The organism is Paenibacillus protaetiae (genome assembly GCF_004135365.1).
Lineage (GTDB): Bacteria > Bacillota > Bacilli > Paenibacillales > Paenibacillaceae > Paenibacillus_AP > Paenibacillus_AP protaetiae.
Genome location: NZ_CP035492.1, coordinates 3448260 through 3473549 on the forward strand (window position 1 = coordinate 3448260; position 25290 = coordinate 3473549).

24 protein-coding genes are annotated in these 25290 nt (G+C 53.5%); 16 read left to right on the forward strand and 8 right to left on the reverse strand.

Annotation, left to right across the window (positions count from 1 at the left end; translation table 11 throughout):
• The first annotated feature begins 38 nt into the window (after nucleotides 1-38).
• Entirely contained in the window at nucleotides 39-296 is a 258-nt protein-coding gene (locus ET464_RS15945) for an ArsR/SmtB family transcription factor (RefSeq protein ID WP_341869704.1), read from the forward strand.
• 79 nt (nucleotides 297-375) lie between these two features.
• The gene (locus ET464_RS15950) at nucleotides 376-1500 is read left to right on the forward strand and encodes an NADH:flavin oxidoreductase (protein ID WP_129442579.1); all 1125 of its coding nucleotides are present in this window, start codon (nucleotides 376-378) and stop codon (nucleotides 1498-1500) included.
• 121 nt (nucleotides 1501-1621) lie between these two features.
• Here the strand turns inward: ET464_RS15950 and ET464_RS15955 are convergent, their stop codons facing one another.
• On the reverse strand, nucleotides 1622-3496 hold the full coding sequence (locus ET464_RS15955) for an ABC transporter ATP-binding protein (RefSeq protein ID WP_244226569.1): 1875 nt from the start codon (nucleotides 3494-3496) through the stop codon (nucleotides 1622-1624).
• On the reverse strand, nucleotides 3489-4136 hold the full coding sequence (locus ET464_RS15960; protein WP_129442582.1) for a PadR family transcriptional regulator: 648 nt from the start codon (nucleotides 4134-4136) through the stop codon (nucleotides 3489-3491). The genes ET464_RS15955 and ET464_RS15960 overlap by 8 nt, the downstream gene beginning before the upstream one ends.
• Nucleotides 4137-4270: 134 nt before the next feature.
• On the opposite strand from ET464_RS15960, the gene ET464_RS15965 reads away from it, so the two are divergent.
• Nucleotides 4271-5458: an asparaginase gene (locus ET464_RS15965; protein WP_129442584.1), complete on the forward strand. Its 1188-nt coding sequence runs from the start codon at nucleotides 4271-4273 to the stop codon at nucleotides 5456-5458.
• Between the two features lie 84 nt (nucleotides 5459-5542).
• Nucleotides 5543-6010 (forward strand): thioredoxin-dependent thiol peroxidase, encoded by a 468-nt coding sequence (bcp, locus tag ET464_RS15970; RefSeq protein ID WP_129442587.1) that lies wholly within the window; start codon nucleotides 5543-5545, stop codon nucleotides 6008-6010.
• A 135-nt stretch (nucleotides 6011-6145) separates the two neighbouring features.
• Here the strand turns inward: bcp and ET464_RS15975 are convergent, their stop codons facing one another.
• The 3 genes from ET464_RS15975 to ET464_RS15985 all read right to left on the reverse strand — a co-directional run bounded on the left by ET464_RS15975 (nucleotide 6146) and on the right by ET464_RS15985 (nucleotide 10193).
• Entirely contained in the window at nucleotides 6146-7285 is a 1140-nt protein-coding gene (locus tag ET464_RS15975; protein ID WP_167285851.1) for a TIGR03943 family putative permease subunit, read from the reverse strand.
• On the reverse strand, nucleotides 7282-8181 hold the full coding sequence (locus ET464_RS15980) for a permease (protein ID WP_129442590.1): 900 nt from the start codon (nucleotides 8179-8181) through the stop codon (nucleotides 7282-7284). Before ET464_RS15980 ends, ET464_RS15975 begins: the two co-directional genes overlap by 4 nt.
• A gap of 116 nt (nucleotides 8182-8297) precedes the next feature.
• Nucleotides 8298-10193, reverse strand: a complete 1896-nt coding sequence (locus ET464_RS15985; RefSeq protein ID WP_244226570.1) for an LTA synthase family protein — start codon at nucleotides 10191-10193, stop codon at nucleotides 8298-8300.
• 245 nt (nucleotides 10194-10438) lie between these two features.
• Here ET464_RS15985 and ET464_RS15990 point away from each other — a divergent pair, with 245 nt between their 5' ends.
• Nucleotides 10439-11350 (forward strand): M15 family metallopeptidase, encoded by a 912-nt coding sequence (locus ET464_RS15990; RefSeq protein ID WP_129442593.1) that lies wholly within the window; start codon nucleotides 10439-10441, stop codon nucleotides 11348-11350.
• A 201-nt stretch (nucleotides 11351-11551) separates the two neighbouring features.
• Here ET464_RS15990 and ET464_RS15995 read toward each other — a convergent pair whose 3' ends face one another.
• Complete coding sequence (locus ET464_RS15995; RefSeq protein ID WP_129442595.1) at nucleotides 11552-11707, reverse strand: DUF1540 domain-containing protein; 156 nt, start codon at nucleotides 11705-11707, stop codon at nucleotides 11552-11554.
• Between the two features lie 131 nt (nucleotides 11708-11838).
• Between ET464_RS15995 and ET464_RS16000 the strand changes: the two genes are divergently transcribed.
• Complete coding sequence (locus ET464_RS16000) at nucleotides 11839-12792, forward strand: nucleoside hydrolase (protein ID WP_129442597.1); 954 nt, start codon at nucleotides 11839-11841, stop codon at nucleotides 12790-12792.
• Between the two features lie 3 nt (nucleotides 12793-12795).
• Here the strand turns inward: ET464_RS16000 and ET464_RS16005 are convergent, their stop codons facing one another.
• Entirely contained in the window at nucleotides 12796-14112 is a 1317-nt protein-coding gene (locus ET464_RS16005; RefSeq protein WP_129442600.1) for a deoxyguanosinetriphosphate triphosphohydrolase family protein, read from the reverse strand.
• Nucleotides 14113-14252: 140 nt separating this feature from the next.
• On the opposite strand from ET464_RS16005, the gene cls reads away from it, so the two are divergent.
• The 10 genes from cls to ET464_RS20770 all read left to right on the forward strand — a co-directional run bounded on the left by cls (nucleotide 14253) and on the right by ET464_RS20770 (nucleotide 23262).
• Nucleotides 14253-15701 carry a cardiolipin synthase gene (cls, locus tag ET464_RS16010; protein WP_129442603.1) on the forward strand — a complete coding sequence of 483 codons (1449 nt, stop codon included), beginning with the start codon at nucleotides 14253-14255 and terminating at the stop codon, nucleotides 15699-15701.
• 314 nt (nucleotides 15702-16015) lie between these two features.
• Nucleotides 16016-16408, forward strand: coding sequence for a Fur family transcriptional regulator (locus ET464_RS16015; RefSeq protein WP_129442606.1), 393 nt, complete (start codon nucleotides 16016-16018; stop codon nucleotides 16406-16408).
• Nucleotides 16387-17244, forward strand: a complete 858-nt coding sequence (locus tag ET464_RS16020) for a winged helix-turn-helix domain-containing protein (RefSeq protein ID WP_129442609.1) — start codon at nucleotides 16387-16389, stop codon at nucleotides 17242-17244. The genes ET464_RS16015 and ET464_RS16020 overlap by 22 nt, the downstream gene beginning before the upstream one ends.
• 180 nt (nucleotides 17245-17424) lie before the next feature.
• Entirely contained in the window at nucleotides 17425-18882 is a 1458-nt protein-coding gene (gene katA / locus ET464_RS16025; RefSeq protein ID WP_129442611.1) for a catalase KatA, read from the forward strand.
• 343 nt (nucleotides 18883-19225) lie between these two features.
• On the forward strand, nucleotides 19226-19528 hold the full coding sequence (locus ET464_RS16030) for a hypothetical protein (protein ID WP_165280028.1): 303 nt from the start codon (nucleotides 19226-19228) through the stop codon (nucleotides 19526-19528).
• A 374-nt stretch (nucleotides 19529-19902) separates the two neighbouring features.
• Nucleotides 19903-20397 carry a CcdC family protein gene (locus ET464_RS16035; protein WP_129444491.1) on the forward strand — a complete coding sequence of 165 codons (495 nt, stop codon included), beginning with the start codon at nucleotides 19903-19905 and terminating at the stop codon, nucleotides 20395-20397.
• 255 nt (nucleotides 20398-20652) lie between these two features.
• The gene (locus ET464_RS16040) at nucleotides 20653-21096 is read left to right on the forward strand and encodes a MarR family winged helix-turn-helix transcriptional regulator (RefSeq protein WP_208543955.1); all 444 of its coding nucleotides are present in this window, start codon (nucleotides 20653-20655) and stop codon (nucleotides 21094-21096) included.
• A complete protein-coding gene (locus tag ET464_RS16045) occupies nucleotides 21093-21638 on the forward strand; it encodes a glutathione peroxidase (protein ID WP_129442621.1) in 546 nt (181 codons plus the stop codon). Before ET464_RS16040 ends, ET464_RS16045 begins: the two co-directional genes overlap by 4 nt.
• A 266-nt stretch (nucleotides 21639-21904) precedes the next feature.
• A complete protein-coding gene (locus tag ET464_RS16050) occupies nucleotides 21905-23110 on the forward strand; it encodes a sodium-dependent transporter (RefSeq protein WP_341869705.1) in 1206 nt (401 codons plus the stop codon).
• Complete coding sequence (locus ET464_RS20770) at nucleotides 23107-23262, forward strand: hypothetical protein (RefSeq protein WP_341869706.1); 156 nt, start codon at nucleotides 23107-23109, stop codon at nucleotides 23260-23262. The genes ET464_RS16050 and ET464_RS20770 overlap by 4 nt, the downstream gene beginning before the upstream one ends.
• Nucleotides 23263-24109: 847 nt before the next feature.
• On the opposite strand, the gene ET464_RS16055 is transcribed toward ET464_RS20770, so the two are convergent.
• Entirely contained in the window at nucleotides 24110-25279 is a 1170-nt protein-coding gene (locus ET464_RS16055) for an aminotransferase class I/II-fold pyridoxal phosphate-dependent enzyme (RefSeq protein ID WP_129442624.1), read from the reverse strand.
• Nucleotides 25280-25290 lie beyond the last annotated feature (11 nt).

The window sequence follows — 25290 nt, forward strand, 5'->3', positions numbered from 1 at the left end:
TGATTAAAGCACTGGGAAATGAGGCAAGATACAACATATTGGTTTGGCTGAAGGACCCTGCCCGCCATTTCGAGCCGCAGGCCCATATGCCGTCCGGCTGTGATTTTGCAGGCGGAGTATGTGTCAGCTCGATATCCGGCAAAGCTGGCCTGGCCCAATCGGTTGTATCCGGTTATTTGAACCAGTTGCTCAAAGCCGGATTGCTGGAATCCCGGCGCGTTGGCCAGTGGACCTATTACCGGCGCAACGAAGAAGGGATCCGCCGATTGGTGGAGCAATTGCAAAAAGAGCTGTAGGCTGGCTTGCAGTCTAGGCTCTATTTTGCAGCTTATTCATCTATATTTCTAGAAATATATATTTTGGAGGTAATGGAGAATGACGAAGTCCCATACTGCCGAGCAAGTGGCGCAGAAGCTTTTCCAGCCCGTTGATCTTGGCAAGCTGCAGCTTGCCACCCGAATTGTAATGGCGCCCATGACCCGGGCGTTTTCGCCGAACGGAGTGCCGGGCAGCGATGTTGCCGCTTATTACCGCCGCAGAGCGGAGAACGGCGTAGGCCTTATTGTGACTGAAGGCACGCTGATTAACCATCCGGCTGCAACCGATAACGTCAACGTACCGAACTTTCACGGCGAAGCGGCATTAAACGGCTGGAAAAAGGTCGTGGAGGAAGTCCATGCGGCAGGCGGCAAAATTATACCGCAAATTTGGCATGTCGGCATGACCCGCAAGCCGGGAACCGGCCCGCATCCGGAAGCGCCGTCCATCGGACCGTCCGGGTTGAACCTGGAAGGGGTAAAAGAAGCGGAGCCGATGTCGATAGAAGAAATCGAGCAAGTTGTTAAAGCGTACGCGCAAGCGGCGGCGGATGCGAAACGGCTTGGTTTTGACGGCGTGGAAATCCACGGGGCGCACGGTTATTTGATCGACCAGTTTCTATGGGAGCGCACAAACAAACGCACAGACCGTTACGGCGGCAGCTTACTCGCGCGCGCGCAGTTTGCGATTGAAGTCGTGGAGGCTGTCCGCGAGGCTGTTGGCCCGGACTTCCCGATTGTACTTCGGCTGTCGCAATGGAAATCGGCGCAATACGATGCGAAGCTGGCACGTACGCCGGAGGAGCTGGAGCAATTGCTGGCGCCGCTGGTTCAAGCGGGCGTCGATATATTCCACTGCTCTACCCGCCGGTTCTGGGAGCCGGAATTTGAAGGTTCGGACCTTAACTTTGCAGGCTGGACGAAAAAACTGACCGGCAAACCGGTTATTACGGTCGGTTCGATTGGCTTGAACACCGACTTTATGAGCTTGTTCAAAGAAGGTAAAGGAGCGGAAACAACCGATATCGACGGCCTGCTGGAACGTCTGGACCGCGGCGAATTCGATCTGGTTGCTGTAGGGCGGGCGCTGCTGGCGGACCCGGCATGGGCGGCAAAAATCCGCGATAACCGGCTGGATGAGCTGATTCCGTTTAAACCGGAAGCGCTGCAAACGCTCGTGTAACACCGGCAGCGACCGGCTGTTTAACGTTTGCAATAAAAGATAAAACCCTTGGCAAGGTGAAGGCGCAGCTAGCGCATTCATCCGGCCAAGGGTTTTTGGTTTATCGCGGCGGGCTTAGGCTTTATGGGGCCTGCTGACGCCTCCGGTCGGACGCCAAGGCGGCGACCGGCTTGCCGGCTGCTGCGTTATCTTTGTTATCCTGCGGGAACTGGAGCTCGTAAAGCTGCGTATATTTGCCGCCGAGATTGAGCAGCGACTCATGGCTGCCCGACTCGATGACCTGCCCTTTGTCGAGCACGTGAATGGAATCGGCTTGGCGCACCGTCGACAGCCGGTGGGCAATGACAAGCGATGTCCGGCCATGCAGCAGCTGCTGCAAAGCATCCTGGATGGCGCGCTCGGATTCAGTATCCAGGGAAGAGGTTGCTTCATCCAAAATAATGATGCGCGGGTCGCGCAGCAGCGCTCTGGCGATGGACAACCGCTGTTTTTGCCCGCCGGACAGCTTGACGCCGCGTTCGCCGATCTGTGCGTTGTAGCCGTCCGGGAACGATTGTATAAAATCATGCGCATTCGCAGCTTTGGCGGCCGCGATGATTTGCTCATCCGTCGCGTCCCGTTTGCCATACGCGATATTGTCACGGATAGTTCCGTTTAACAGCAAAATATCTTGCGATACAATACCCATCTGGCTGCGCAGCGAATCGGCGGCCACATCGGCGAGCGGAATACCGTCAACCGTCACCGTCCCCTGCTGCGGATCATAGAAGCGGGTCATCAGGTGGGTGATGGTCGATTTGCCTGCGCCGGAGGAACCGACTAGCGCGGTCATCTTCCCGGCGGGAATGTCGAGATTGAGCTGCCTTAACACGGGAGTGCCGGTATGGTAAGCAAAATCGACATTGCGGAACCGGATATGCCCTTCAATGGGACCAAGCACTACCGCATCCGGTTTATCTTTCACTGCCGGACGCGCGTCCAAAATTTCGACGATCCGTTCATACGCCGCCGCTGACTGCTGCACCGTATTGATGGTGCGGCTGAAGCTGCGGACCGGGTTTTGCAGCAGCCGCAAATAGGACATAAACATCACGATCGTACCGACGGTCAAAGCGCCGTCCATTGTCCGCATTGCGCCAAACAGCAGCACGGCCGCCAGCCCTGCATAGCTGAGCAGGTCGATGAGCGGCTCGTAAACCGCGCGCAGCTTGACGGTGCCGATGTTCGCGTTCATATTGTCCCGGCTTTTCACCGCAAACCGTTCGCCTTCATAATCCTCGCTCGAAAACCATTTGATCAGCCGGATGCTCGATAACGTATCCTGCAGATGGTTACTTACTTCGCCGACTGTTTCCTGAACCCGCTTGAACGACAAGCGAAGCCTTTTGCTGAAATACCGCGTCACTATAAACATAATCGGAAAAGTAGCCAGAATAATAACGGTAAGCTCCCAATCGATCCAAAGCATATAAGCGGCAACAAGAATGAAAGTGAAAGAGTCCGTAACGATGGATAACATGCCGGAAGAAATAAGCTGCTGCAGCATGCCGACGTCGCTCGTAACACGCGACATTAAATCGCCGGTCCGGTTGCGGTCAAAAAAATCAATGTCCAGTGTTTGAATATGCCGGTACAGCTCGCCTCTCAAATCATAGATGGACCGCTGGCCGACAGATGCCATCAGCCTGCTGCTGCAATAATTGAATAAACCAAGCAGCAGCGCTGCAGCCAGCATGCCGGCTCCGACCTGAAGCAGCTTGCTGTATTGTTTGCCCGGAATAACATGGTCGATCGTATATTGCGTCAGCTGCGGAATAACGAATTCGAGCGCCGATACGGTTACGATGCAAAACACCGCGCCGACCAGCAGGCCGATATGCGAGCGCACATGGAGAAAAACCCGTTTGTACATAGCGGTGATGCTGCCTTTGCGCGGCTTCTGGATCGGCATTCGCCGCATCCCGCCGCCGCGCCCCTGAAACCCAAACTCACTCATGGGCTTCGCCGCCTTCCTGTTTACCGGCCGCCGCCTCGGCATCCGCCGCGCCTGCTGCAACGGGCGCGGCGGCCAAAGGCTCCAGCTCGCTGCTCATTTGCGCCATCAGCCGCTGAAACCGCTGCATCCGTTCCGGATCATCCGCCGCCTGCCGCTCGGCTGCAGCCAGCAGCATGACGACCCGGCCGCTTTCTTCGCTGATGCCCAGCTTATGCATCAACTTCTCGCGCAAATAATGTTCGCGCCGGCCCGGTTCATCAGCTGAATCATGCGAATGGCGCCATGCTTTTTTTTCGCAGCACGGCCGCTTCTCCAGCTCCGTCCGTCCTGCTCCGGTCAAAGTGTATATTTTTTTGCCGTTATCAAGCTGAACGGCTATGAGCTGCTGCTCCTCGAGTGCTTGCAGCGTCGGATAAATCGAGCCTGCGCTTGGCACGTACAGGCCGCCTGAAGCCTGCTCCAGCGCTTTGATCATTTGATAGCCGTGCATCGGCTCCGTTGCCAACAATTCCAGCAAGGCGCGTTTCACTCCGCCCCGGCCAAAATACCGTTTGCTCCGGCGCTGCTCTCCGTCTCCGCATTCGGCGGACGTTTCTGGCGGGGCAGGCTGAAGGCCGTTTGATGATAGCTGCTCCTGCATAAGGGGTTCTCCTTTTTCGGTGGGATGTAGGATGGATATGGAACGAAATGGCTATTTTTGTTATAGTTTGAAAATAAACGATATATCGTATTCTTGTCAACAGCCCGTGCTAAGAAAGCGGATTATCACTGACAATGATTATTATTATCTATATATGGAAAGGTTATCCGGCCGGCGGTTACTTTTTGGATGACGGCATGGACGCATGCAGGCGCAGTTCTTTTTCATGTATAATAGATGCGAAGGAAGACGACAGAAGGAGAACGATCATGACAACCATTATGACGATATTTACCGGCGGGACGATTGGCAGCCGCAATACGGGCGGAGCCATTCAAGTGAACGATTCCGGTTCATATGCTTTGATCGATAAATATACGGCAAGCCCGTTGAAGCGCGATGTGCGTCTGGAGACGGCGCAGCCGCTTAACATTTTAAGCGAAAATCTGGTGCCCGGCGATTGGGACAAGCTGATCCAGGCGATCGGCAGCCTTGATTTCGCTCAATACGCCGGCATTATCGTCACGCATGGTTCGGACACGCTGGCCTATACGGCAGCAATGCTCAGCTTCGTATTTGCACATACGCCAGTGCCGATTATATTGGTGGCAAGCGGCAATCCGCTGGATGATCCAAGAAGCAACGGCCTGAGCAATTTTGCAGGCGCGGTTGATTACATATTAGGCGGCCAGCCGCCGGGCGTTTTTGTCATTTACCGCAATGACCGCGGCGAATCCGTTGTTTACTTGGGAACGCGGATTTCGCAGGCGCTGCCGTTTACCGATCAGTTCGACTGCCCGTACGGCGTGCCGTACGGAGTTATGGAGGACGGCGTGTTCAAGCCGGATCGGCACCGGCTTAATCCGTCTCCGGAGGAGCTGCGCGCGCATGCGAAGCAGCCGATGCAGTCCGCAGACGGCTTGCAGTTGGGCTCCGATGTGCTGTACATCCGGCCGTTCCCGGGCATCGACTATTCGCATTATCATTTTTCAAGCCATGCGCCCAAAGCGGTGCTGCATGATTTATACCATTCGGGGACGGCCAGCGTGAGCGGGCAAGCCCGCCATTCCGTGCTGGCATTCGCCGAATATTGCCGCGAGCAGGGGGTCGATTTGTATTTATGCCCGCTGAAGGACGGAAGCGGCGCTTTGTACGCCTCGTCGCTGAAGCTGATTGAAGCGGGCGTTACGTTTATCGAGCGCATGTCGGTTGAGGCGGCGCTGATGAAGCTGATTTTTGCTTACTCCCGGTTTGACAGCCGTGCACAGGTTCGGGAATATGTGCTTGATGAAACCGTGTTTTTTGAGCATATTGGACCTTAAGCGGCTTTTATGCTTCATCGTGCGCCGCCAGTTGGCAGTAGGATGAAGCAGTTATGCATTCGATTATAAAAAGGAGAGATTTGTATGCCAAATGTACAGATTGGCCAAGCCGTACCTGATTTTACGCTGCCGGCCTCAACAGGCGGGACGATTTCGCTGAGCGATTATGCCGGCAAAAAGCTCGTCATTTATTTTTACCCGCGCGATATGACGCCGGGCTGTACGACGGAATCATGCGAGTTCCGCGATTACAACGGCCAGTTTCAGTCGAACAACACGGAAGTGATCGGCATCAGCCCGGATGATTTGGCTTCGCATGATGAATTTATCCGGATGCATGAGCTGCCGTTCCCGCTGCTTGCCGATACGGAGCATCAGGTGGCGGAGCTGTTTGGCGTATGGAAGCAGCGTGAATTTAACGGCCAGCGTTTTATGGGCATTGAGCGCTCTACGTTCCTGATTGATGAGAACGGCAAGCTGGCGAAGGAATGGCGCAGCGTAACGGTCGACGGCCATGTGCAAGAGGTGCTGGAGGCGGCCAAGCAGGCTTAAGCGGAAACCTGCAGCCCTGCAGCCGGAATGGATACAAGCCAAAAAGCTGCTGTAAAGCCGGGTCTGACCCCTGTTAGGATGACAGGTCAGTCCATGGGCTGCACAGCAGCTTTTTGTTATTAACAAAGCCGGAAATCAGCTTTCGCGGTAAACATACGGATCTTTAGGAGCGTCGATCTTGTTCCACGAATCGACCTTCAGCACCGGGATCGTTTGCTTAAACGGCTGGTACAGCTCCCAGGTCAGCTTGCCGGAGACGTGAAGCCAGTCGTTGTCGTTCAGGTTTGTATTTTCGGGGAACTCAACCAGCATGCCGAATACGCCGGAATCGGCTACGCAATGGATGAAGCCGAAGCGGAATACGAAATAATGCGTGCCGTCCACTTGTTCTCCTTTGTAAGCAAAGCCGTCAAACGAAATCGTTTTGCCCATAAAGTTGCCGGGATAGTTATAGATTGTTTCCATTCCTCTTAAATAGTTGGAATCGTTCAGATCAACCGTGTCCAGCGGCTCAAATTCTTTTAATTCCTTGCTTTTTAATTTGTCATAACCTTCCTTGCCGTAATAAACGCTCATGTCCGGCTTCAGAAACTGATGCTCGCCCGGGTTGTCGGCGGAGGCGTCAAATGAAGGGAATGAGAAGCCTTTTGCTTTGACAAAGCTGGAATCCAGCGTCTGGACAGGCAGCAGAATACCGGTCGCAATCGGGAAAAACAAAATAATATACGTCAGCGCCCGTTTCCATAGTTTCGAATCGCCGTGGCTGTGATCATGCCCGTGATGATGATCATGCCCATGATGGTGATCGTGGTCATGATGATGGGCGTGGTCATGATGATTCGCATGGCCGCCATGAACATGGCTGTGACTGCTGTGGTCGTGGTCGTGGGCAGCATGATCATGAACCTGCCCGTTTCCGGCATAGGGATGCCCATGTCCGTCATGGCCATGCGCATGCCCTTCGTACACATGCTCAAGCGGGTGCTCTTCATGCGTGTGTCCGTGCGTATGCCTGCCGGCATCGGCTGCGCAGCCGCATGATGACGCCGCTGCTTCTTTTTCGAGCTGCCGGCCGCCTTCTTTTTCCTTGTTCATCTTTCGCGTCTCGTCCCCGTAAACTTTGAAAAATTGGACGATGCACAAAATCGACAGCATGACGATGGCGCTGATCGACAGGTAGGCATATTTGGTGTTGATATATTTGTTTAAGTCCCCGCTAATATGCATATATGCAAACATAAATACAAAGCCCATCAGCACGTATAAACGGATCATCCAAACAACCTCCCTACAATTAATGAGCCAATCAGCGTAAATACGGTTACGAGGCCAATGAGCCAAGCGACGAATTTGCCGCGGAAAGCGGCCGTCAGCATAAGCGTGTTTTTAATATCAATCATCGGGCCATACACGAGAAACGCCGACAACGCGCCGGTCGAGAAGGTTGTCCGAAACGAAGAAGCGATAAATGCATCCGCTTCCGAGCATAACGACATCGTGAAGGCGAGTCCGATCATGACCAGCGAAGAAGTGACCGGGTTGCTGCCCATATGGAGCAGCGTCGTGGTTGGAATAAACGTTTGCATCGCAGCAGCGATAAAAGCGCCAAGCACCAAATATTTGCCCACGGAAAAAAACTCGTCCACCGCATGGCTGAGCACATCTTTAATTTGCATGCCCCATGGCCGGCGCACCGGCGCAACGGAAGCCTCGATGGCGGCTGCCGACTCCTCCGGGAACCGGAGCGGAGTTTTCTTGAACATATACCCTAATATAATGGCGGTGCAAAAGGCGACGCCCAAAGCTGTAAAGCCGCGAATGCCAACCATCCGCCAGTCGTTGCCAAATGCGATATAAGTGGCAAACAGCACGATCGGGTTAATGACCGGTCCGGTCAGCATAAAAGCGACAGCCGCATGAAGCGGCATGCCTTTGCCCATCAGCCGGCGGGTAATCGGTACAATTCCGCATTCGCAGGAAGGGAAAAACAAGCCGATGCCGCAGCCGACCAGCGTAGCGAGAACCCGGTTTTTAGGCATGATGCGGGCGATAAAGCGTTCGGTCACAAAAATTTGAATAAAGCCGGATAATAACACGCCCAGCAAAATAAAAGGTATAGCCTCCATCACCATACTTAAAAAGATGGTGTTCAGCTGCAGAAACGTCTTCATAGGTCCCTCCCGTAAAATAGGCATAACTGCCATAAGAAAAAGCTGCCCCCGCAGGCCATTCGGCCCGCAGGAGCAGCCTCCTTGTCAACGATCAGCATAAGTTCAATAGGGAGAACCTAGTCGAAGCCGGATACGTTTTTGTTCGATGTTTTAACCGCATCCTCGCGGTCCGGAAGCTGGTTTACATAGCTGTCGGACAAATTCAGCAGCTGCAGCGCGTTGTTGAACTGCTCCTGCGATACTTGTGCCGGGCTTGTTGCAGCGCCGCCGTAAGGATGGTGCGTGCCGTCATCATAACCGCTGCCCGAAATAAACATTTCGTCGCTCGTCAGCAGCGAGCCCGTTGGCATGTAATAACGCTGCGGTATCAGGTTCTTCGTGGTGTTCAGCAAATCCTGGCCAAAGTGGATATGGTCATTCAGCGACACGCCAAGCAGGTTCGCCACCGTCGGCAAAATATCGATCTCGCCGCCAAGCTGCGTATGTTCGGCAGCCGGCATACCCGGCACGGAAATGATCAGCGGAATGTTCATCATATCATCATAGCTGTAATCATGGCCGTAAATTTCCTTCATCAAGTCCTTCTCATCGTTATTCAGCGAGAAGATGGGCAGACCCATATGGTCGCCGTACAGCACTACAACACTGTTGTCCCAAATGCCGCGCTGCTTCAAGTCGGCAATAAACTGGCCAAGAGCGTAATCGGCATAATTCTGCGCGCGGATATAATCGCCTACAAGCGTATGCTCATAACGGTCCGGCAAGGTCATCTTATATTTGCTTTCCGGTATCGTAAACGGATGATGCGCCGACATCGTTATAATTTGCGTGTAATACGGCGTACCGGTGTTCGTCATATTTTGCAGCTCTTCAGCGGTTTTCTTGAACAGCACCTCGTCGGACGCGCCGAAGAAAAACTCGTCATCATTGCCGAAAAACTTCTGATCGTAATATTTGTCCCAGCCGACCGCTTTGTACAGCTCGCCGCGGTTCCAGAACTCAACGGTGTTCGTATGGAAGGTAGCCGTATTATATCCGCTTGCTTCCATCAGCTTCGGAAGGCTCGGCAGCTGCTTGCCGACATAACGCATCGTAGCGGCGCCTTCTTCCGGAATATAAAACGATGTATTCACGACAAACTCGGCATCGGACGTATTGCCTTGTCCAACCATCTGGAAGAAGTGGTTGAAATATTGGCTGTCTTTTACGAGTTTATTTAAGTTTGGCGTAATTTCCTGGCCGTCGATCTTTAAATTAATAAGGAAGTTCTGGAATGATTCCATTTGGATAATAATCAGGTTTTTGCCTTTGGCTGCCCCAAAATATTGCGGCGCGGCGCTTGGCTGGATGTTTTTAAGCGAATTGATTTTATCCTGCGTAATTTCCGAAGCGTCCACCAGTTTCTCCTCGTCTTTCTTAAAGAGGGAATACGCTTCATAGTTGAGAATGCCCATTTGCTCGGCTTTCACGATTTCGTTCATGCTCGCCCGGTTCGGCAGAATGTTGAACAGGCAAAGCGCCAGCGAAATGCCAAACAAGGTGGCGATGACGCTGCGGCGAACGCGCCTTTGGCTTTTTTGCTTCCAGTTTACCGCTTTGTTGCGGCGTATGAGGAAGTAACCGATGATAATAATATCAATAAAGATAAACAGATAGTACGGGTCCATCAAAGAGAAGACGCTGTTTTTAACCGCGGTTACCTGATTGACCTGCTCGAAGGCGTGGTAAGTGGCTATGACGCCGTAATACTTGAAGTACATAAATACGCCGAAGAAAATGGCAGTTACAAGCAAATTCACAATTAAGTAGTAGAGCAGCTTTCGTTTCGTTGCAAACCATTCGATTGCGCAAAACAAAATAAGCGTGAACGGTATTTCTTTAAGCAAAGTCGTCCAGAGCGGGCCGCCGTTAAACACAACCATCCAGGCAATGCAGCTTTTGACCAAAATAATAATGGAAAACAGGATGATCGGGCTTGGGCTGAATAATCGCTTGCTCGCTTTTGATGCCACCAAATTTCGCCTTCCTTTCAAAGCAAAAACAGGCGTAGTTTTCTAAAAAAGATAGAAGTAGATTAGCCTGTTTTTCGTTGCTGAATATATGCTCACTAATTTCTAGACAACATTATGCTCCTTTTCAACGCCGCTGTCAAAAGCCAGTAATAGGCTTCTTGTCCACTTTCATTTGAAAGCTATAATAGGGTATGATAGAGCAGGCGATCATAGATATGCTAAAATGCCAGGTTAGGAGAATCAACATGAGTAGAGGAATGTCGAGGAAGAAAAAAAGAGCGCGCGCTCTGCTGCTGTTTGTCGTGGTATGTATCGTAGCCATTGGCGGTTACCAATGGATTTCGAATTCAGATACGTTTGCCGAAACAGATAACAGCGGATCAAATACGGTTGACGCTGGCACGAACGGCGGACAAGCTTCGCCATCCCCGTCGGATTCTCCCGCCCCTTCGGACGGAAATGGCGGTATGGATGCCGGACAGCCGTCGGATTCACCGTCTGCCGACCCAAGCGAAACGCCTTCTGCAACGCCTGAACATCGGGAAGTGAATGCGGATGGCATTCCGGTAGCGGCGCAGGCAGACAGCATTACAGCTTTAATTAATAAGGAAAACTCGCTGCCGGACGATTTTGATCCGACCGATCTCGTTTACCCGGATGTGCCTTTTATATTTAAGGAAAAGATCGAAAAACGGATGATGCGGAAGGAAGCGGCCGGAGCGCTGGAGAAGCTGTTTGCCGGCGCGGAGAAAGACGGCATTCATTTGGCCGGCGTATCGGCCTACCGTTCCTATAAGACGCAGCGGACGCTGTTTGACAATTACGTCAAAAAAGACGGCTATGACAAGGCGCGCACGTACAGCGCGATCCCGGGCACAAGCGAGCATCAGACCGGGCTTGCGATCGACGTTTCGGGCAGTGACGGCAAATGCGCAGCGGAAAGCTGCTTTGGCGGCACGCCGGAAGCGACTTGGCTCGCGGCGCACGCTTCGGAATACGGGTTTATTATCCGTTATCCGGAGGGGAAAGAGAACATTACCGGCTACAAATATGAGCCTTGGCATTTGCGTTATGTAGGCGAGGATCTGGCCAAGGAGCTGGATAGCAAAGGCGAGACGTTGGAAGAATATTATAATACGGTTCCGGTTAACCAATAAGGCACAGCCGCTTGATGAAGGCAACGCCGATTACGCCGTGCGCAGGCGCGGATGTAATCGGCGTTGCCCATTATACTGCGGACAGGTGCAGATATAATCGGCGCTGTCAATTATACCGCGGGCGGATGCGGAGAAATCGGCGCTGCCCGGTTATGCCGCAATGATGGCGCGGCGTAAACCGGACAGCGCCGGGCCTTGCGGTTAAATCTTTGGTTCGAATGTTTTGCAGTCGGTTTCTTCGGAATGAGAAGCGGATTTGTTCCGGTTGTTGACTACATAAATGGAGGAAGCAGCGCATTGATTGCCTGCAGCCCAATATTTGCAAGAGTTTACTTCGCACAGTACATCTTTTGCCATCGCCATCACCTCCTCCTTAACTGAGCTGAGCGCCGCATCCGGGCTTGGACCCAAACGCCGTAACTGCGGCTCTTGTTAATTAGCATGGACAAACGATATATCGCTTTATACAAAAGAAAGGACGGATTTCGATGATAAAAAATGTTTATTTTAATCATGACGGCGGGGTTGATGATCTGATCTCCCTGTTTTTGCTGCTGCAAATGAAAGAAGTGAAGCTGACGGGGATTTCCGTTATTCCTGCCGACGGTTATTTGGAGCCTGGCGTGAAAGCAAGCCGCAAAATTATCGACCGCTTTGGCGGTGCGGACAATGCGAACCTGGAAGTGGCGCGCTCGAATTCGCGCGGGGTTAACCCGTTTCCGGCGGAATGGAGAATGCATACGTTTTTTGTAGATGCGCTGCCGATTTTGAATGAAACCGGACAAATGAAGGCGCCGGAGGCGGCATTGCCGGCCCATCGCCATATGATTGAAACGATTAAGAAAACCGAAGGCCAAACGACGCTGCTGTTTACAGGCCCGCTGACGGACCTTGCCAGAGCGTTAGATGAAGCGCCGGAGATTGAAGCCAAGATTGAACGCTTGTACTGGATGGGCGGCACGTTCCTGGAGGCCGGCAACGTACAGGAGCCGGAGCATGACGGCACGGCGGAGTGGAACGCATTCTGGGATCCGGAAGCGGTAGAGCGTGTATTTGCAAGCGGTTTAAACGTGACGATGGTGGCGCTGGAAAGCACCAACAAAGTGCCGCTGACAATGCCGGTCCGCAACCGCTGGGCTTCGCTGCGCAAGCATGAAGGGCTTGATTTTATGGGCCAATGTTACGCGATGTGCCCGCCGCTTGTCTTTATGGAGACGAACTCGACCTATTATTTGTGGGATGTGCTGACAACAGCGATTGTAGGCGAACCGGGGCTTGTAGAGGAGAAGACAGTGAACGCCAAAGCGATCAGCTCAGGGCCGAGCCAAGGCCGAACCGTGGAAGCGGCGGATGGCCGTCCGGTCAGCCTTGTCTATGATGTCGATCCTGTTCGGTTTTTTGACTACATTACGGAGCTTGGGCAATCGGCCAAGCTGAACTAACGTCTAATCCATCTCATAGATGGAACCCGATTTGCTCGCGTACAGCTCGGCATATACTTTTTCTGCATAAGCATCCGTCATGCCGGCGATATAATCCGCGACAAAACGCGGCCAGCTCCACACGTTGCGGTGCAGCTCGAAGCTTTCGATCCAGTCCGGCGGAATAATAAGCTTGCCGTTCTCGGGAAGAATAAAGCTGTCCCATAACCGGCGCAGCATAATTTCGCTTCTTTTTTGCAGGCGCTGTACGCGAAAATCTTTAATCAGCGTCACCCATGCGAGCTTCTTCAATATTTCCATCGTGCGGAGAAGCTCCATATCTTTATGGCCGCCGTTCACCAGCGTGACCTGCTTCCAGCCTTTTGCCGGATCGTCAATAATGCCGACTTTGCCCGCAAACATGCTGACCCAGCGCGCTTTCATTTCTCTCCTCGTGCGTGAAGGCTCTTGATCATAATTAACGTACAACGATTCCCATTGTTCCAAATACAAATCAAGCACTCGCCGTACCATAGCCGGAATATCGACTTGATCCCAATTCAAATCTTTGTTGCCTTGATCTTCGACAATTTCCTGAACCAGATGGCTGATGAGCCGGTTGTCTTCAAAAAACGTGCGGTTCATTTGGATTTTGCCGGCACGAATGCCGTCTTCGATATCATGGGTCGAATAAGCGATATCGTCGCATAAATCCATAAGCTGCGCTTCCAGCGTCGATGCCCCTGCAGGAAGCTTCCACAAGTCGCGGATGGCGCCGATTTCCTGCCATTCCGTCTGATACAGCCCTTTGAGCCTGCCGGGCTCATCCAGGCAATACGGATATTTATTAATGGCCAGGAGCACTGCTGCCGTCAAATCCATCCCGCTGCCGCTGCCGGCGCGTTTCTCCAGAAACATAAGGATGCGGTAGTTTTGCGCGTTTCCTTCATATTTCATGCCATGCTGCTTTTGCAGCAGATCGTTCAGCACTTCTTCGCCTTTATGGCCAAACGGCGGATGGCCCAAATCATGGGCGAGCGCTGCAATTTCCACGACGGCGGGGTCGAGCATAAGACCCGGATGCTCTTTCGCCGACAAGAACGGATACTGCTTGCCGAGCCGCCGCGCAACTTCGCGCGCAATTTGGGATACTTCCAGCGAATGGGTCAGCCTCGTCCGGTAATAATCGCCGGAGCCCGCGCCAAATACTTGCGATTTCCCTTGCAGCCTGCGGAAGGCGGGCGATTGAATCAGCCTGGCATAATCGCGTTCATATTCATCCCGTTCCTCGCTGAAGGTGCCAAGGGAAGGTTCGTCCAAGCGCATTTTTCTCAAATCCATAGCAAGTCTCCTTTCAGTGAGGCTGGTATTTGCAAAATTGTAGCATACTTCGACCAATTTCTCCTACTTGAACATGACATGATACATAGAGTATGATTCCATTAACTTTTGTAATTTATTGAAACTCAAGGAGTTTGTATATGAATATTTGGCAGGACGTCTATACGTTTATTACCGTTGCCAACATCTTTCTGGCGCTGATTGTCGTTTTTTTCGAAAGGCGCAACCCTACGTCCAGCTGGGCATGGCTGATGGTTCTATATTTCATCCCGGTAATCGGCTTTATTCTTTATCTCGTGATCGGCCAAAAGTTCCGCAAACGCCAGCTGTCCCGGCTGCTGGGAGACCGGCAGCGGATCATTGAGGACACGATAGACTGGCAGAAAGAAATGATGGCGGGCAGGCGTTACCGGTTCCAGGACGAAGCGATGAGCAGCTATCAGGATATGGTTCTGATGAATTTAGAGACCGGCAATTCGCTTTTTACTGATAATAATGAGATCGAGACGTTCACCGACGGCGTCAGCAAATTTGACGCGCTTATCCGCGATATTATGTCTGCAAAACATCATATTCATCTCGTTTATTACATTGTGCGCGGGGACAAGCTGGGGCACCGGTTAATTCATGCGCTGACCGAAAAAGCGAAGCAGGGCATTGAAGTGCGTTTTTTGTATGACTACATCGGCAGCATCCGGGTGAAAAAACGGCTGTTCAAGCCGCTGATCGAGGCGGGCGGACTGGTCAGGGCATTTTTTCCGACCCGGTTTCCGTTTATCAATTTTAAAATCAACTACCGCAATCATCGCAAACTGGGCATTATCGACGGCAACATTGGTTACATCGGCGGGTTTAATATCGGCGACGAATATTTGGGGCTGAACAAGCATTTTGGCGCGTGGCGGGATACGCATTTGCGGGTGAAGGGATTTGCCGTCCATCAAATGCAGGCGCAGTTTCTGATGGACTGGAATCTCGCTTCCTCGGGCAAAGTCGAGCTGAAGGAAGCGTATTTCCCTTCCAATTCCGACAGCCGGGGCAAAATCGGCATGCAGCTGCTCGCCAGCGGCCCGGACTCTGCGTTTGAGGAAATTAAAGCGGCTTATATTAAAATGATCCATTCCGCCAAAAAAACGGTCTATTTGCAGACGCCTTATTTTGTGCCGGACAGCAGCATGATGACGGCGTTGCGCATCGCCGCGAAATCGGGCGTAGAGGTGAATGTGATGCTGCCGAGCAAGCCGGACCACTTTTTTGTTTATTGGGCGACCCAGTCTTATATCGGCGAGCTGCTGCGGTTTGGCGCAAAGGTGTACCATTACCAGGAAGGCTTCCTCCATGCCAAAATGCTGGTCATCGACGGAATGGTCGCTTCGGTCGGCACCGCCAATATTGATATTCGCAGCTTCCGGCTGAATTTTGAAATGAATGCCTTTATTTATGATTCGGAAACGGCCTGCAAGCTGCAGCGCATCTATGAGAAAGATATGGCGAGCTGTATCGAATTAACGTTAGAAGGATACGGCAGCCGGCCGTATTTCAACCGGTTTAAAGAATCGGTCAGCCGGCTGCTCTCGCCGATTCTGTAAGCCGGCTGCAGCATCAGGCGCCCGCAGCAGTTTTGCACACATGCAGATGAATTTGTCCGCAATCCCTTCGTCAAGGTGCGAAGATGGACAAACTCATCTGCATGTTTGCGTTCATGGCGCAGCAAAGGCGCTGCGGCTCCCTATGCCGTTTAGCTGCTGCCTTTTACCGGCGGAAGGCCGCCTGAGCTTCGCCGCTTATTCCGCCCGGATTTGCCCGGAACGGAAGCTTGGCAGGACAGGTGCCGCCGTTGACGGGGGCAGTTATTAAATTTATACTAAATCTAAATTACACCGAAGAAAAGAAGGGTTCACCCATGAGTAAATTGAATTTAACCGTACAGCGTAAAGCGGTATTGGATGTGTTGATGGCGTCGGAAGACCATCCGACAGCTGCCGATATTATTGACAGGCTGCGGCTGCAGGGCCAGCATTTCGCTTACGGCACAGTATATAATTCGCTCCGCTATTTGACCGAGGCGGGGCTGATCCGCGAGCTGGAGCTTGGGAAAGCCGCCAGCCGTTACGATGCCCGGATGGATGAGCATCAGCATATTATATGTACCGAATGCGGACAGGTGGACGAAGTGCTGATTGACGTGCCGCAGCAATGGATGGAGGCCGTCGGCGATCAAACCCGTTATCACATTCATGAAGCCCATGTCGTTCTGAAAGGAGTGTGTGCAGCATGCGCCAAGGCGAAAACGTAACGCCCCCATCATACAGCGAGGCTCCTGCTGCCGGCGCGGAGCTGAACGGCGGCGCCGTTCCGGCATCCGTGCCGCTTGCCGAAGCTGCTGACCCGCATCTTTGGCTGCCCGAAGAAGCGGAGGCTTGCCTGCTGACGAAGCGGGTTATGATCGTCAGCCCGTTCCCGAATCAGGTGTACGGGCTGGTCCAGTCGCTGTCGGCGGCTTGCTTTGATTTGTTTACGCTGCACGAATACGATCCGGCAATGGTCCGGAGCTTGCAGCCGGAGCTGCTAATTTACGACGCCAATCCGTATGCGCATACGCATGCTACCGCCAACGAATCGCTGCGGGAAGCCATCGCGCAAACGGCGCATGCCGCCGGCGTGCCGGTGCTGTATCTGGTGAACGAGCAGGCGACGCTGCTGCCGGAACTGCCGGCAAGCGCAGAGCTGCTTGTCTGGCCGGCAAGCCTTCAGGAGGCCATGTTCCGCATTAACCGTCTCGTGATGAAGCATGAGGCGGCGGGAGCGGCGGCGCATCAGGATACGATGATCTTCAAGGATTTGAAGCTGGATTTGAAGAAGATGGCGGTATACCGGAGCGGCTCGCGGGTGGATTTGACCAAAACGGAATACGAGCTGCTAGTGCTGTTTCTGAAATCGGACGGCAGCGTGCTGTCGCGCGAGTCCATCTTCGACGGGCTGTGGGGCAGCCAGTTTCTCGGCGGCAGCAACGTCGTGGATGCTCACATTAAAAGTCTGCGCAAAAAGCTGAAAGACAGCGCGGTTGCGCCGCAATATATCGTTACGGTGCGCGGCGCGGGCTACCGGCTGGCTGACGAACGGCCGGAATAACGCATCCGTCGCGGACAAATATGGACAACGTGTCATAATTGGGATGATTTTCATCTATATTTCATTATAGGTTCATCCAACCGTCATGACAGGCTTAAAGCAACCTTGCTAAAATAAATTTTAACAGTTTAGATTAAGTCTAATTCTATTATAAAATTTATCGTATGAGGTGATTTGTCCATGACCACGAATAATAACCATCTGACAACGAGCTGGGGCGCGCCTGTAGGCGACAACCAGAACTCTTTGACCGCCGGAAGGCGCGGGCCGACGCTTATCCAGGATGTCCATCTGCTGGAGAAGCTGGCGCATTTCAACCGGGAGCGCGTGCCTGAACGCGTTGTCCATGCCAAAGGCGCGGGAGCGCATGGTTATTTTGAAGTTACGAACGACTTGTCCGCTTATACGAAAGCAAGCTTCCTGTCGGAAGTCGGCAAACGCACGCCGATGTTTATCCGGTTCTCCACCGTTGCCGGCGAGCTGGGCTCGGCGGATACGGTACGCGATCCGCGCGGGTTTGCCGTTAAATTTTATACCGAAGAAGGCAATTACGATCTGGTAGGCAACAATACGCCGGTATTTTTTATTCGTGATGCCATCAAGTTCCCGGACTTTATTCATACGCAAAAACGCCACCCGCAAACGCATCTGAAAAACCCGAACGCCGTATGGGATTTCTGGTCGCTGTCGCCGGAGTCGCTCCATCAGGTGACGATTCTGATGTCCGACCGCGGCATTCCGGCCACGCTCCGCCATATGCATGGCTATGGCAGCCATACGTTCAAATGGGTCAATGCCGAAGGGCAGGCGGTGTGGGTGAAATACCATTTCAAAACCGAGCAGGGCGTTCAAAATCTGGACGTTGATCTTGCCGCCAAGCTCGCCGGCGAAAATCCGGATTACCATACCGAAGATTTATTTAACGCCATCGACAAAGGCGATTTCCCGGCATGGACGCTGTACGTGCAAATTATGCCGCTGGAGGATGCCGACACGTACCGGTTCGATCCGTTTGACGTGACGAAGGTATGGTCGCAAAAGGATTATCCGCTGATCGAAGTGGGCCGGATGGTGCTTGACCGCAATCCGGACAATTACTTCGCCGAAGTGGAGCAGGCGACGTTCTCGCCGGGCAACTTCGTGCCGGGTATCGAAGCATCGCCGGACAAAATGCTGCAGGGCCGCCTGTTCGCTTATTCCGACGCGCACCGGTACCGCGTAGGCGCCAACCATAACCAGCTGCCGATCAACCGCCCGGTCAGCCCGGTGAATAACAAACAGCGCGACGGCTTTATGCGCGGCGACGGCAACGGCGGGTCCGGCACGTATTACGAGCCGAACAGCTTCGGCGGCGCAGCCGAAGCGCCGCAGCATAAAATTGCGCCGTTTGAAGTATCCGGCACGGCGGACAGCGTCGCTTACGACCATGACGACCATTACACGCAGCCGGGCGACTTGTACCGCCTGCTGAGTGAAGAGGAGCGCACGCGGCTTGTGCGCAACATCGTAGGCGCTATGTCGCCGGTTGAACGCGACGATATTAAGCTCCGCCAAATCGGGCATTGGTACAAAGCCGATCCGGAGCTTGGCGAACGTATTGCGGAAGGGTTAGGCTTGTCCGTGCCGCAAGGCGTATAACCGATAACTGCCGGCGTAAACGGAGACATGAATCGAAGCAGCCGCCCGTCCATGACGGCGTCCCCCTGGTTAGGCATTCATCAGGGGGACGCTCAACGCTCATGGACGGCGGCTTTTTTTGCGCCTTCTGCGGCCTGTGCAGCTTTGTATACCGGGCGGCGCCCCCGGCAGCTTTCGAATCGGTGCTTGGCAGAACCCGTTCCTTAACGATATAATGATGTAATCGTTTCGGCTGACAATATTTGCTGGCCCGATGCGTAATGGAAAAAGTGAACTTCACTGCCGGAACTGATATACTGGCATAGTAGGACAAGACTAATAGAATGCGTACTGAGGTGTTTATATGAGTAATTCGGGACAACGGCTTAGAAAAGTGTTTAAGCAGGATGCGCTGCGCTGCGTCAGATTGCTTAAGCAGGGAATTCACCAGGTTGCCTTTACGGATGAAGCAAGAGAAGTTTTGAATAAATTTATGAAGACGCAGTATACCCAGCTGGAAGAGAAGCTGAAATTGATTATTGTAAGCACGAACATTACGTTCCTCGGCAAAATGAACTTTGCTGAACCTCATGATCCGGCCAACAAAGAAACAGCGGAGAAACTGCTGAAGGATCTGGATATTTTGGAAGACGCACTCATCAAATAATGTTCCGCTCGCAAGAGCGCGAATTGGATAACGAAACAAGCCGCCGGAGCTGACGCCCCGGCGGCTTGTTTCCTGTACTCCTATGATTTGGATGCTTCATCCAGTGCGAACTGCACTCCGAAATAGACCGCGACAGCACCAACGACGCATATCGCGATAACGAGATAAACCAGCTTTTTACCGCTCATCATATCCACCTGCTTTGCCCCTGAATCAATTGCATCTATTGTACGCTAACGGGATACGGAATCACAAATGGACAAAGTATGGCGGACGGCTCCTGAAGGTCTGCTGCCACTCATCGGCACTGGCATTTGCGAACAAGGTTATATTTGTCGTACGATAAAGCTAACTATAAGGAAATGGGGATAGGCATGATGCATTTGTCAGATGGTGTTATGCAAGTTATATCAATTGTGGTATCGCTTCTTCTAGGTTCCGCCATCATCTTTTTGCGGATGAAAGGGACGAAACGCCCTACGACGCTTCGTAAAATCATTATCCCGCCGCTGGGCATGTCGACCGGCGCCTTAATGTTCATTTCTCCTTTAACAAGGGTTCCGTGGCTGTGGGCGCTTATTACGTTTGCTTTAGGATTGTTTGTGTTTTCGGTTCCGCTTATTTTGACAACTAGGCTCGAGCGGGTCGGACCGGAAATTTACGTAAGGCGTTCTAAAATTTTTGCTTTTATCATTATCGGACTGCTTATATTGCGGCTCGCGCTGCATGGCGTTGTAGAAGAATATATGACGATTGCGCAAACCGCCGGCCTGTTCTTCCTGCTCGCATTTGGCATGATTATCGCTTGGAGAATCTCGATGCTGTTTGGCTATATGAAATTGCAAAAGCAGGAGCCGGCAAAAGCTTGACCTTGCGGCCGGCTCCTGCGCCGAGAGCGCAAGCCGTGCAGCGGGCTGGCATATTAGATGCCGTTTGAGATCAAGCCGTTACGTTTCCGGCGCTTCAAACGGCATTTTGCCGTGCAGCAGGCGCTGGATCTTGACGCAAATCCGGATCATTTGACAGCAAGGAGCGGAAATGTTATTTTAATAATTAATTGCATGCAATTTAATTTTCAACAATCTAAAATCGCAGGAGGCTGAAGCAGAGTGGAACGTTCCGACATGCTGCGTCTCGAGCAGCAGGTTTGCTTTTCGCTGTATGCCTGCTCGCGGGAAGTAACGAAGATTTACAGGCCTTTTCTCGACAAGATGGGGCTCACATACACGCAATACATTACGATGCTGGCGTTATGGGAAGAAGACAACGTGCCGGTTAAAGCGCTTGGCGAACGGCTTTACCTCGATTCGGGCACCTTGACGCCGCTGCTCAAAAAGCTGGAGGCGGCAGGTTATGTCGTGCGGGAGCGGGATGTGAAGGACGAGCGGAGCGTGCTGGTCCGGCTGACCGGCCCGGGCAGAGCGCTGCGAGAACAGGCGCTTGATTTGCCTTACGAGTTGTTTTGCCGGCTGGGACTGACAGTGGAACAAACCGCCATGCTGCGCGAGACGCTGCAGCAGCTGACGGAGTCGATACATCAGCATACACGGGAGGATGATGAACGATGACGATTTATGATTATACAGTAGAGACGATTAACGGAACGCCAACGACGCTGGAGCCGTACCGCGGCAAAGTGCTTGTCATCGTCAACACGGCAAGCAAATGCGGCTTTACGCCGCAATATGAAGGGCTGCAAAAGCTGTATGAGGAATATAAAGACCAAGGTTTTGAAATTTTAGGTTTTCCAAGCAATCAGTTTGCCGAGCAGGAGCCGGGAAGCAATGATGATGTGCAGCAGTTTTGCTCCATCAACTACGGCGTAACGTTCCCGCTGTTTGCAAAAAGCGACGTGCGCGGCGACAACGCTTTGCCGTTGTTTAACCAGCTGACGAAGGAAGCGCCGTTCCGCGGCTTCAATACGGATACGCCAAGCGGCAAAATGCTGGACGGCTTCCTGCAGGAGAAGCTGCCGGAGCTGCTTGAAGGCGACTCGGTCAAATGGAACTTTACCAAGTTTTTGGTGGACCGCGAAGGCCGCGTAGTAGCCCGCTTTGAATCGCCGGAAGAACCGGCTGCGATGAAAGAAGCGATCGAAAAGCTGTTGTAAGAAAAGGCGTTGGCCGCCGCTCCTCCTGCGGCGGCCGGAAGACGCCGCGGCGCCGGAGGAGGCGCCGCATAAGCTTGCCGCCCGGGTAATACGGGCGGCAAGCTTTTTTTTTGCGTTTGCGGCGGGCAGGCAGGCGAATTCGAAGAACCGGCCCGGCCGCCTTGTTGGCGAGGCTGATGAACGACCGGCCGGCCGCCCGGAATGAGCAGGGAAAGCATGGCTAATACTACGTTCAGCTAGCAATTCAGGAAAGCTGAGGGAATGAAATGGCGGATCACATCCAATCATCAGACAGCGGTTTAAACGGCTCAAACGACAAGTTTTCCAGATCGGGCTTTATATTTGCCGCAATCGGCAGCGCCGTCGGGCTCGGCAACCTGTGGAAATTTCCTTATATCACCGGCATGTACGGAGGAGCAGCGTTTTTCCTGCTATTTATTATGTGCTTGTTGTTTGTCGGATTGCCGATTTTGCTTGCGGAGCTGACAATCGGCAGGGGCGGGCGGGGCAGCGCGGCAAGCTCGCTTGTACGGCTGAGCGGCAATCGGCTATGGGGCGGATTTGGCGTCATTGCCATTGCCGGCGCTTTTTTCATTTTATCCTTTTACGCGGTTGTAGCGGGCTGGACGCTGCATTATATGGTGTTATCGTTTAGCCGGCAATTGTTCGCTGATGCGGATTTCGGGCAGCGGTTCGCCCATTTCAACGGGAGCTGGCTGCCTGTGCTTTGGCAGTTTGTCGGAATGCTGGTGACATCGGCGGTGGTCTACAAAGGCGTCTCTTCGGGCATCGAGAAGTTTAATAAAATTTTTTTGCCGGGGCTGGTCATCCTGCTTCTGCTGCTCGTAATCCGGGCGTTAACCATGAAAGGCGCTTGGGAAGGCGTGGAGTTTTTTCTGATGCCGGACTTCAGTAAGCTGACCACGGAATCGGTGCTGGTCGCGCTTGGCCATGCTTTTTTTTCGTTGTCGCTTGGCATGGGCACGATGATGACTTACGGCGCATATGTGGACAAGCGCCAGTCGTTAGGCTCGGCGACGCTTGCGATAGGCGCCGGGGACCTTATTTATGCGCTGCTGGCGGGGCTGATCATTTTTCCGATATCGGCCGCGTTTGGCATTGCGCCGGACCAGGGGCCAAGCCTCGTATTTATTGCCTTGCCGGCGGCTTTTGCAGCTATGCCGCTCGGCTGGCTGTTCGGCGGCTTGTTTTTCTTAATGCTTGCATTTGCGGCATTGACGTCGACCGTGTCGCTGCTGGAGGTGCCCGTTGCCTATACGCAGGACAAGCTGGGCTGGGGCCGGCGGCTTTCGACGGTAGTCGTCGGCTGTTTATGTTTTCTGATCGGGATTCCTTCGGCACTTTCCGGCGGCGGCTTGTACGGCTGGCTTTCCTTTGGGGGCGGACGTTTTTTGAATGGATGGATTTTATCGCCTCAAACATTATTTTGCCGGTTGGCGGCTTTGTTGTGACGATCTTTGCCGGATACGTCTGGAAGCAGGCCGGCGATGAAGCGGGATTGTCGGGCGGCTGGTACCGTTTATGGGCATTCCTTGTCCGGTATGTCGCCCCGGTTCTTGTTGTCGCCGTGTTCCTGTACACCAGCGGCATCATCCATTTTTAATGGTTAGTTCCCGGCGAAGCTGCAGTTGCGGTTCTGGTATAGCGGAGTGGGGCTGTCCGATTGGACTTGCGGTTGCAGGTGAGGTCTATTGGGGCTGGGTCGGTGGAAGGGAAAGCAATATAGGATGGTGCAGCGGGTAAGGTCAGGTTCCGCATTTAAGAGCTGACTAAGAGGAGTGAAGCAGGTTCGGACTTGTGCAGTTTATTATTGGGTTCGGACCGGTCAGCTCGAATGGACCTTTTCACATTGCCAACTGCAAATATGCAGTTAATTTTGAACGAAAATGAAGGTTTGACCCAAACAACTGTAAATTTGCAGTTGATTTTGCCCGTTTTCCTCCAATTCGCTCGAAATAGCAAAAAACAACTGCATATTTGCAGGTAAACACCGCCAGAGCCTTCTTTTTCGGAAAAACAACTGCATATATGCAGTTGGCCGTCCGCTCGGCGGACTTCAATTGCCCGAGACAGCACGGGCCGCCTCACAGTAGCCCGGCAGGGCCGCCAGAAACGCCCCGCGCGGCGCAGCAGCGCCAGAGCCCGCCGCACGCAGAGCCTCGCGCGGCGCAGCTGCACCAGAGCCCGCCGCACGCAGAGCCCCGCGCGGCGCAGCAGCGCCAGAGCCCGCCGCACGCATCAGCCCGACGTCGCTCCCAGCACCAGAGCCCGCCGCACGCAGAGCCCCGCGCGGCGCAGCAGCGCCAGAGCCCGCCGCACGCATCAGCCCCGCGCCGCTCCCAGCACCAGAGCCCGCCGCACGCATCAGCCCGACGCCGCTCCCATCGCGAGCGCGAAAAAAAGGCAAGCCCTGCAGACAAATTCGTCTGCAGGGCTTGCCTTTTACATCTCTATATGTTCACGCGCAGCCAGCGGTCAATCCGGATTAGCGCTTCCTCCAGCTTCTCCATCGAAGCGGCGTAGGAGCAGCGGATAAAGCCTTCTCCGCCGCCGCCGAATACTTGGCCGGGAACAGCGGCGACTTTAGCCTCCGCCAGCAGCCGTTCGGCGAAACGCTGGGACGTTAAGCCTGTTGACGCAATGGACGGGAACGCGTAGAACGCGCCTTGCGGTTCGCGGCAGGTTAAGCCGATGTTGTTCAGCCCTTGCACAAAAAAACGGCGGCGCCGGTCAAATTCCTGTTTCATCGCATCCTTTTCTTCCAGACCCGAACGCAAGCATTCGATGGCGGCCACCTGGCCAACCGTAGGCGCGCAAAGCGCCGTGTATTGGTGGATTTTCACCATGGCGCTGATCAGCTCACGCTCTCCGCAAGCATAACCGACGCGCCAGCCGGTCATGGCAAACGCTTTGGAGAAACCGCTGATGACAATGGTGCGCTCCTTCATGCCGGGCAGCGACGCAATGCTCGCATGCCTGCCGCCATACGTCAGCTCGGCGTACATCTCATCGGACAAGACGATCAGGTCATGCTCTTCGGCCAGCTTCGCGATCGGCCTCCAGTCGTCCAGCGTCATGACGGCACCGGTCGGATTGCTTGGATAATTGACCACAAGCATCTTCGAGCGCGGCGTGATGGCTTTACGGAGCGCATCGGCTGTCAGCTTGAATGAATGGCGGGCCGATGTTTCGATTGGCACCACCTGTGCGCCGTTCATGCGGGCAAGCGGCTCGTAAGCGATATAGCCGGGGACGGGGATTAATAGTTCGTCGCCGGGAGAAAGAAACGCGCGCATGGCGAGGTCGATGGCTTCGCTGCCGCCGACCGTTACCAGCACTTCGCCGGCGGGATCATACGCCAGCTGGAAGCCCGCATGCAAATATTCGGCAATGGCTTCGCGCAGCGCGTACAGCCCTTCGTTAGGCGTATACATCGTGCTGCCGCTTTCCATGAGCCGGATGCACGCTTCCCTTGCTTTGCGCGGCGTCCGGAAATCCGGCTCGCCGACGCCAAGCGAAATCGTCTCTGCGCTTGCTTCGGCCGCGTTAAAAAACTGCCGGATACCGGATGGCGGCATTTCCCTTACGACTTTTGAAATATAATCACTCGTCTTGCTCATCGCTTGCTCGC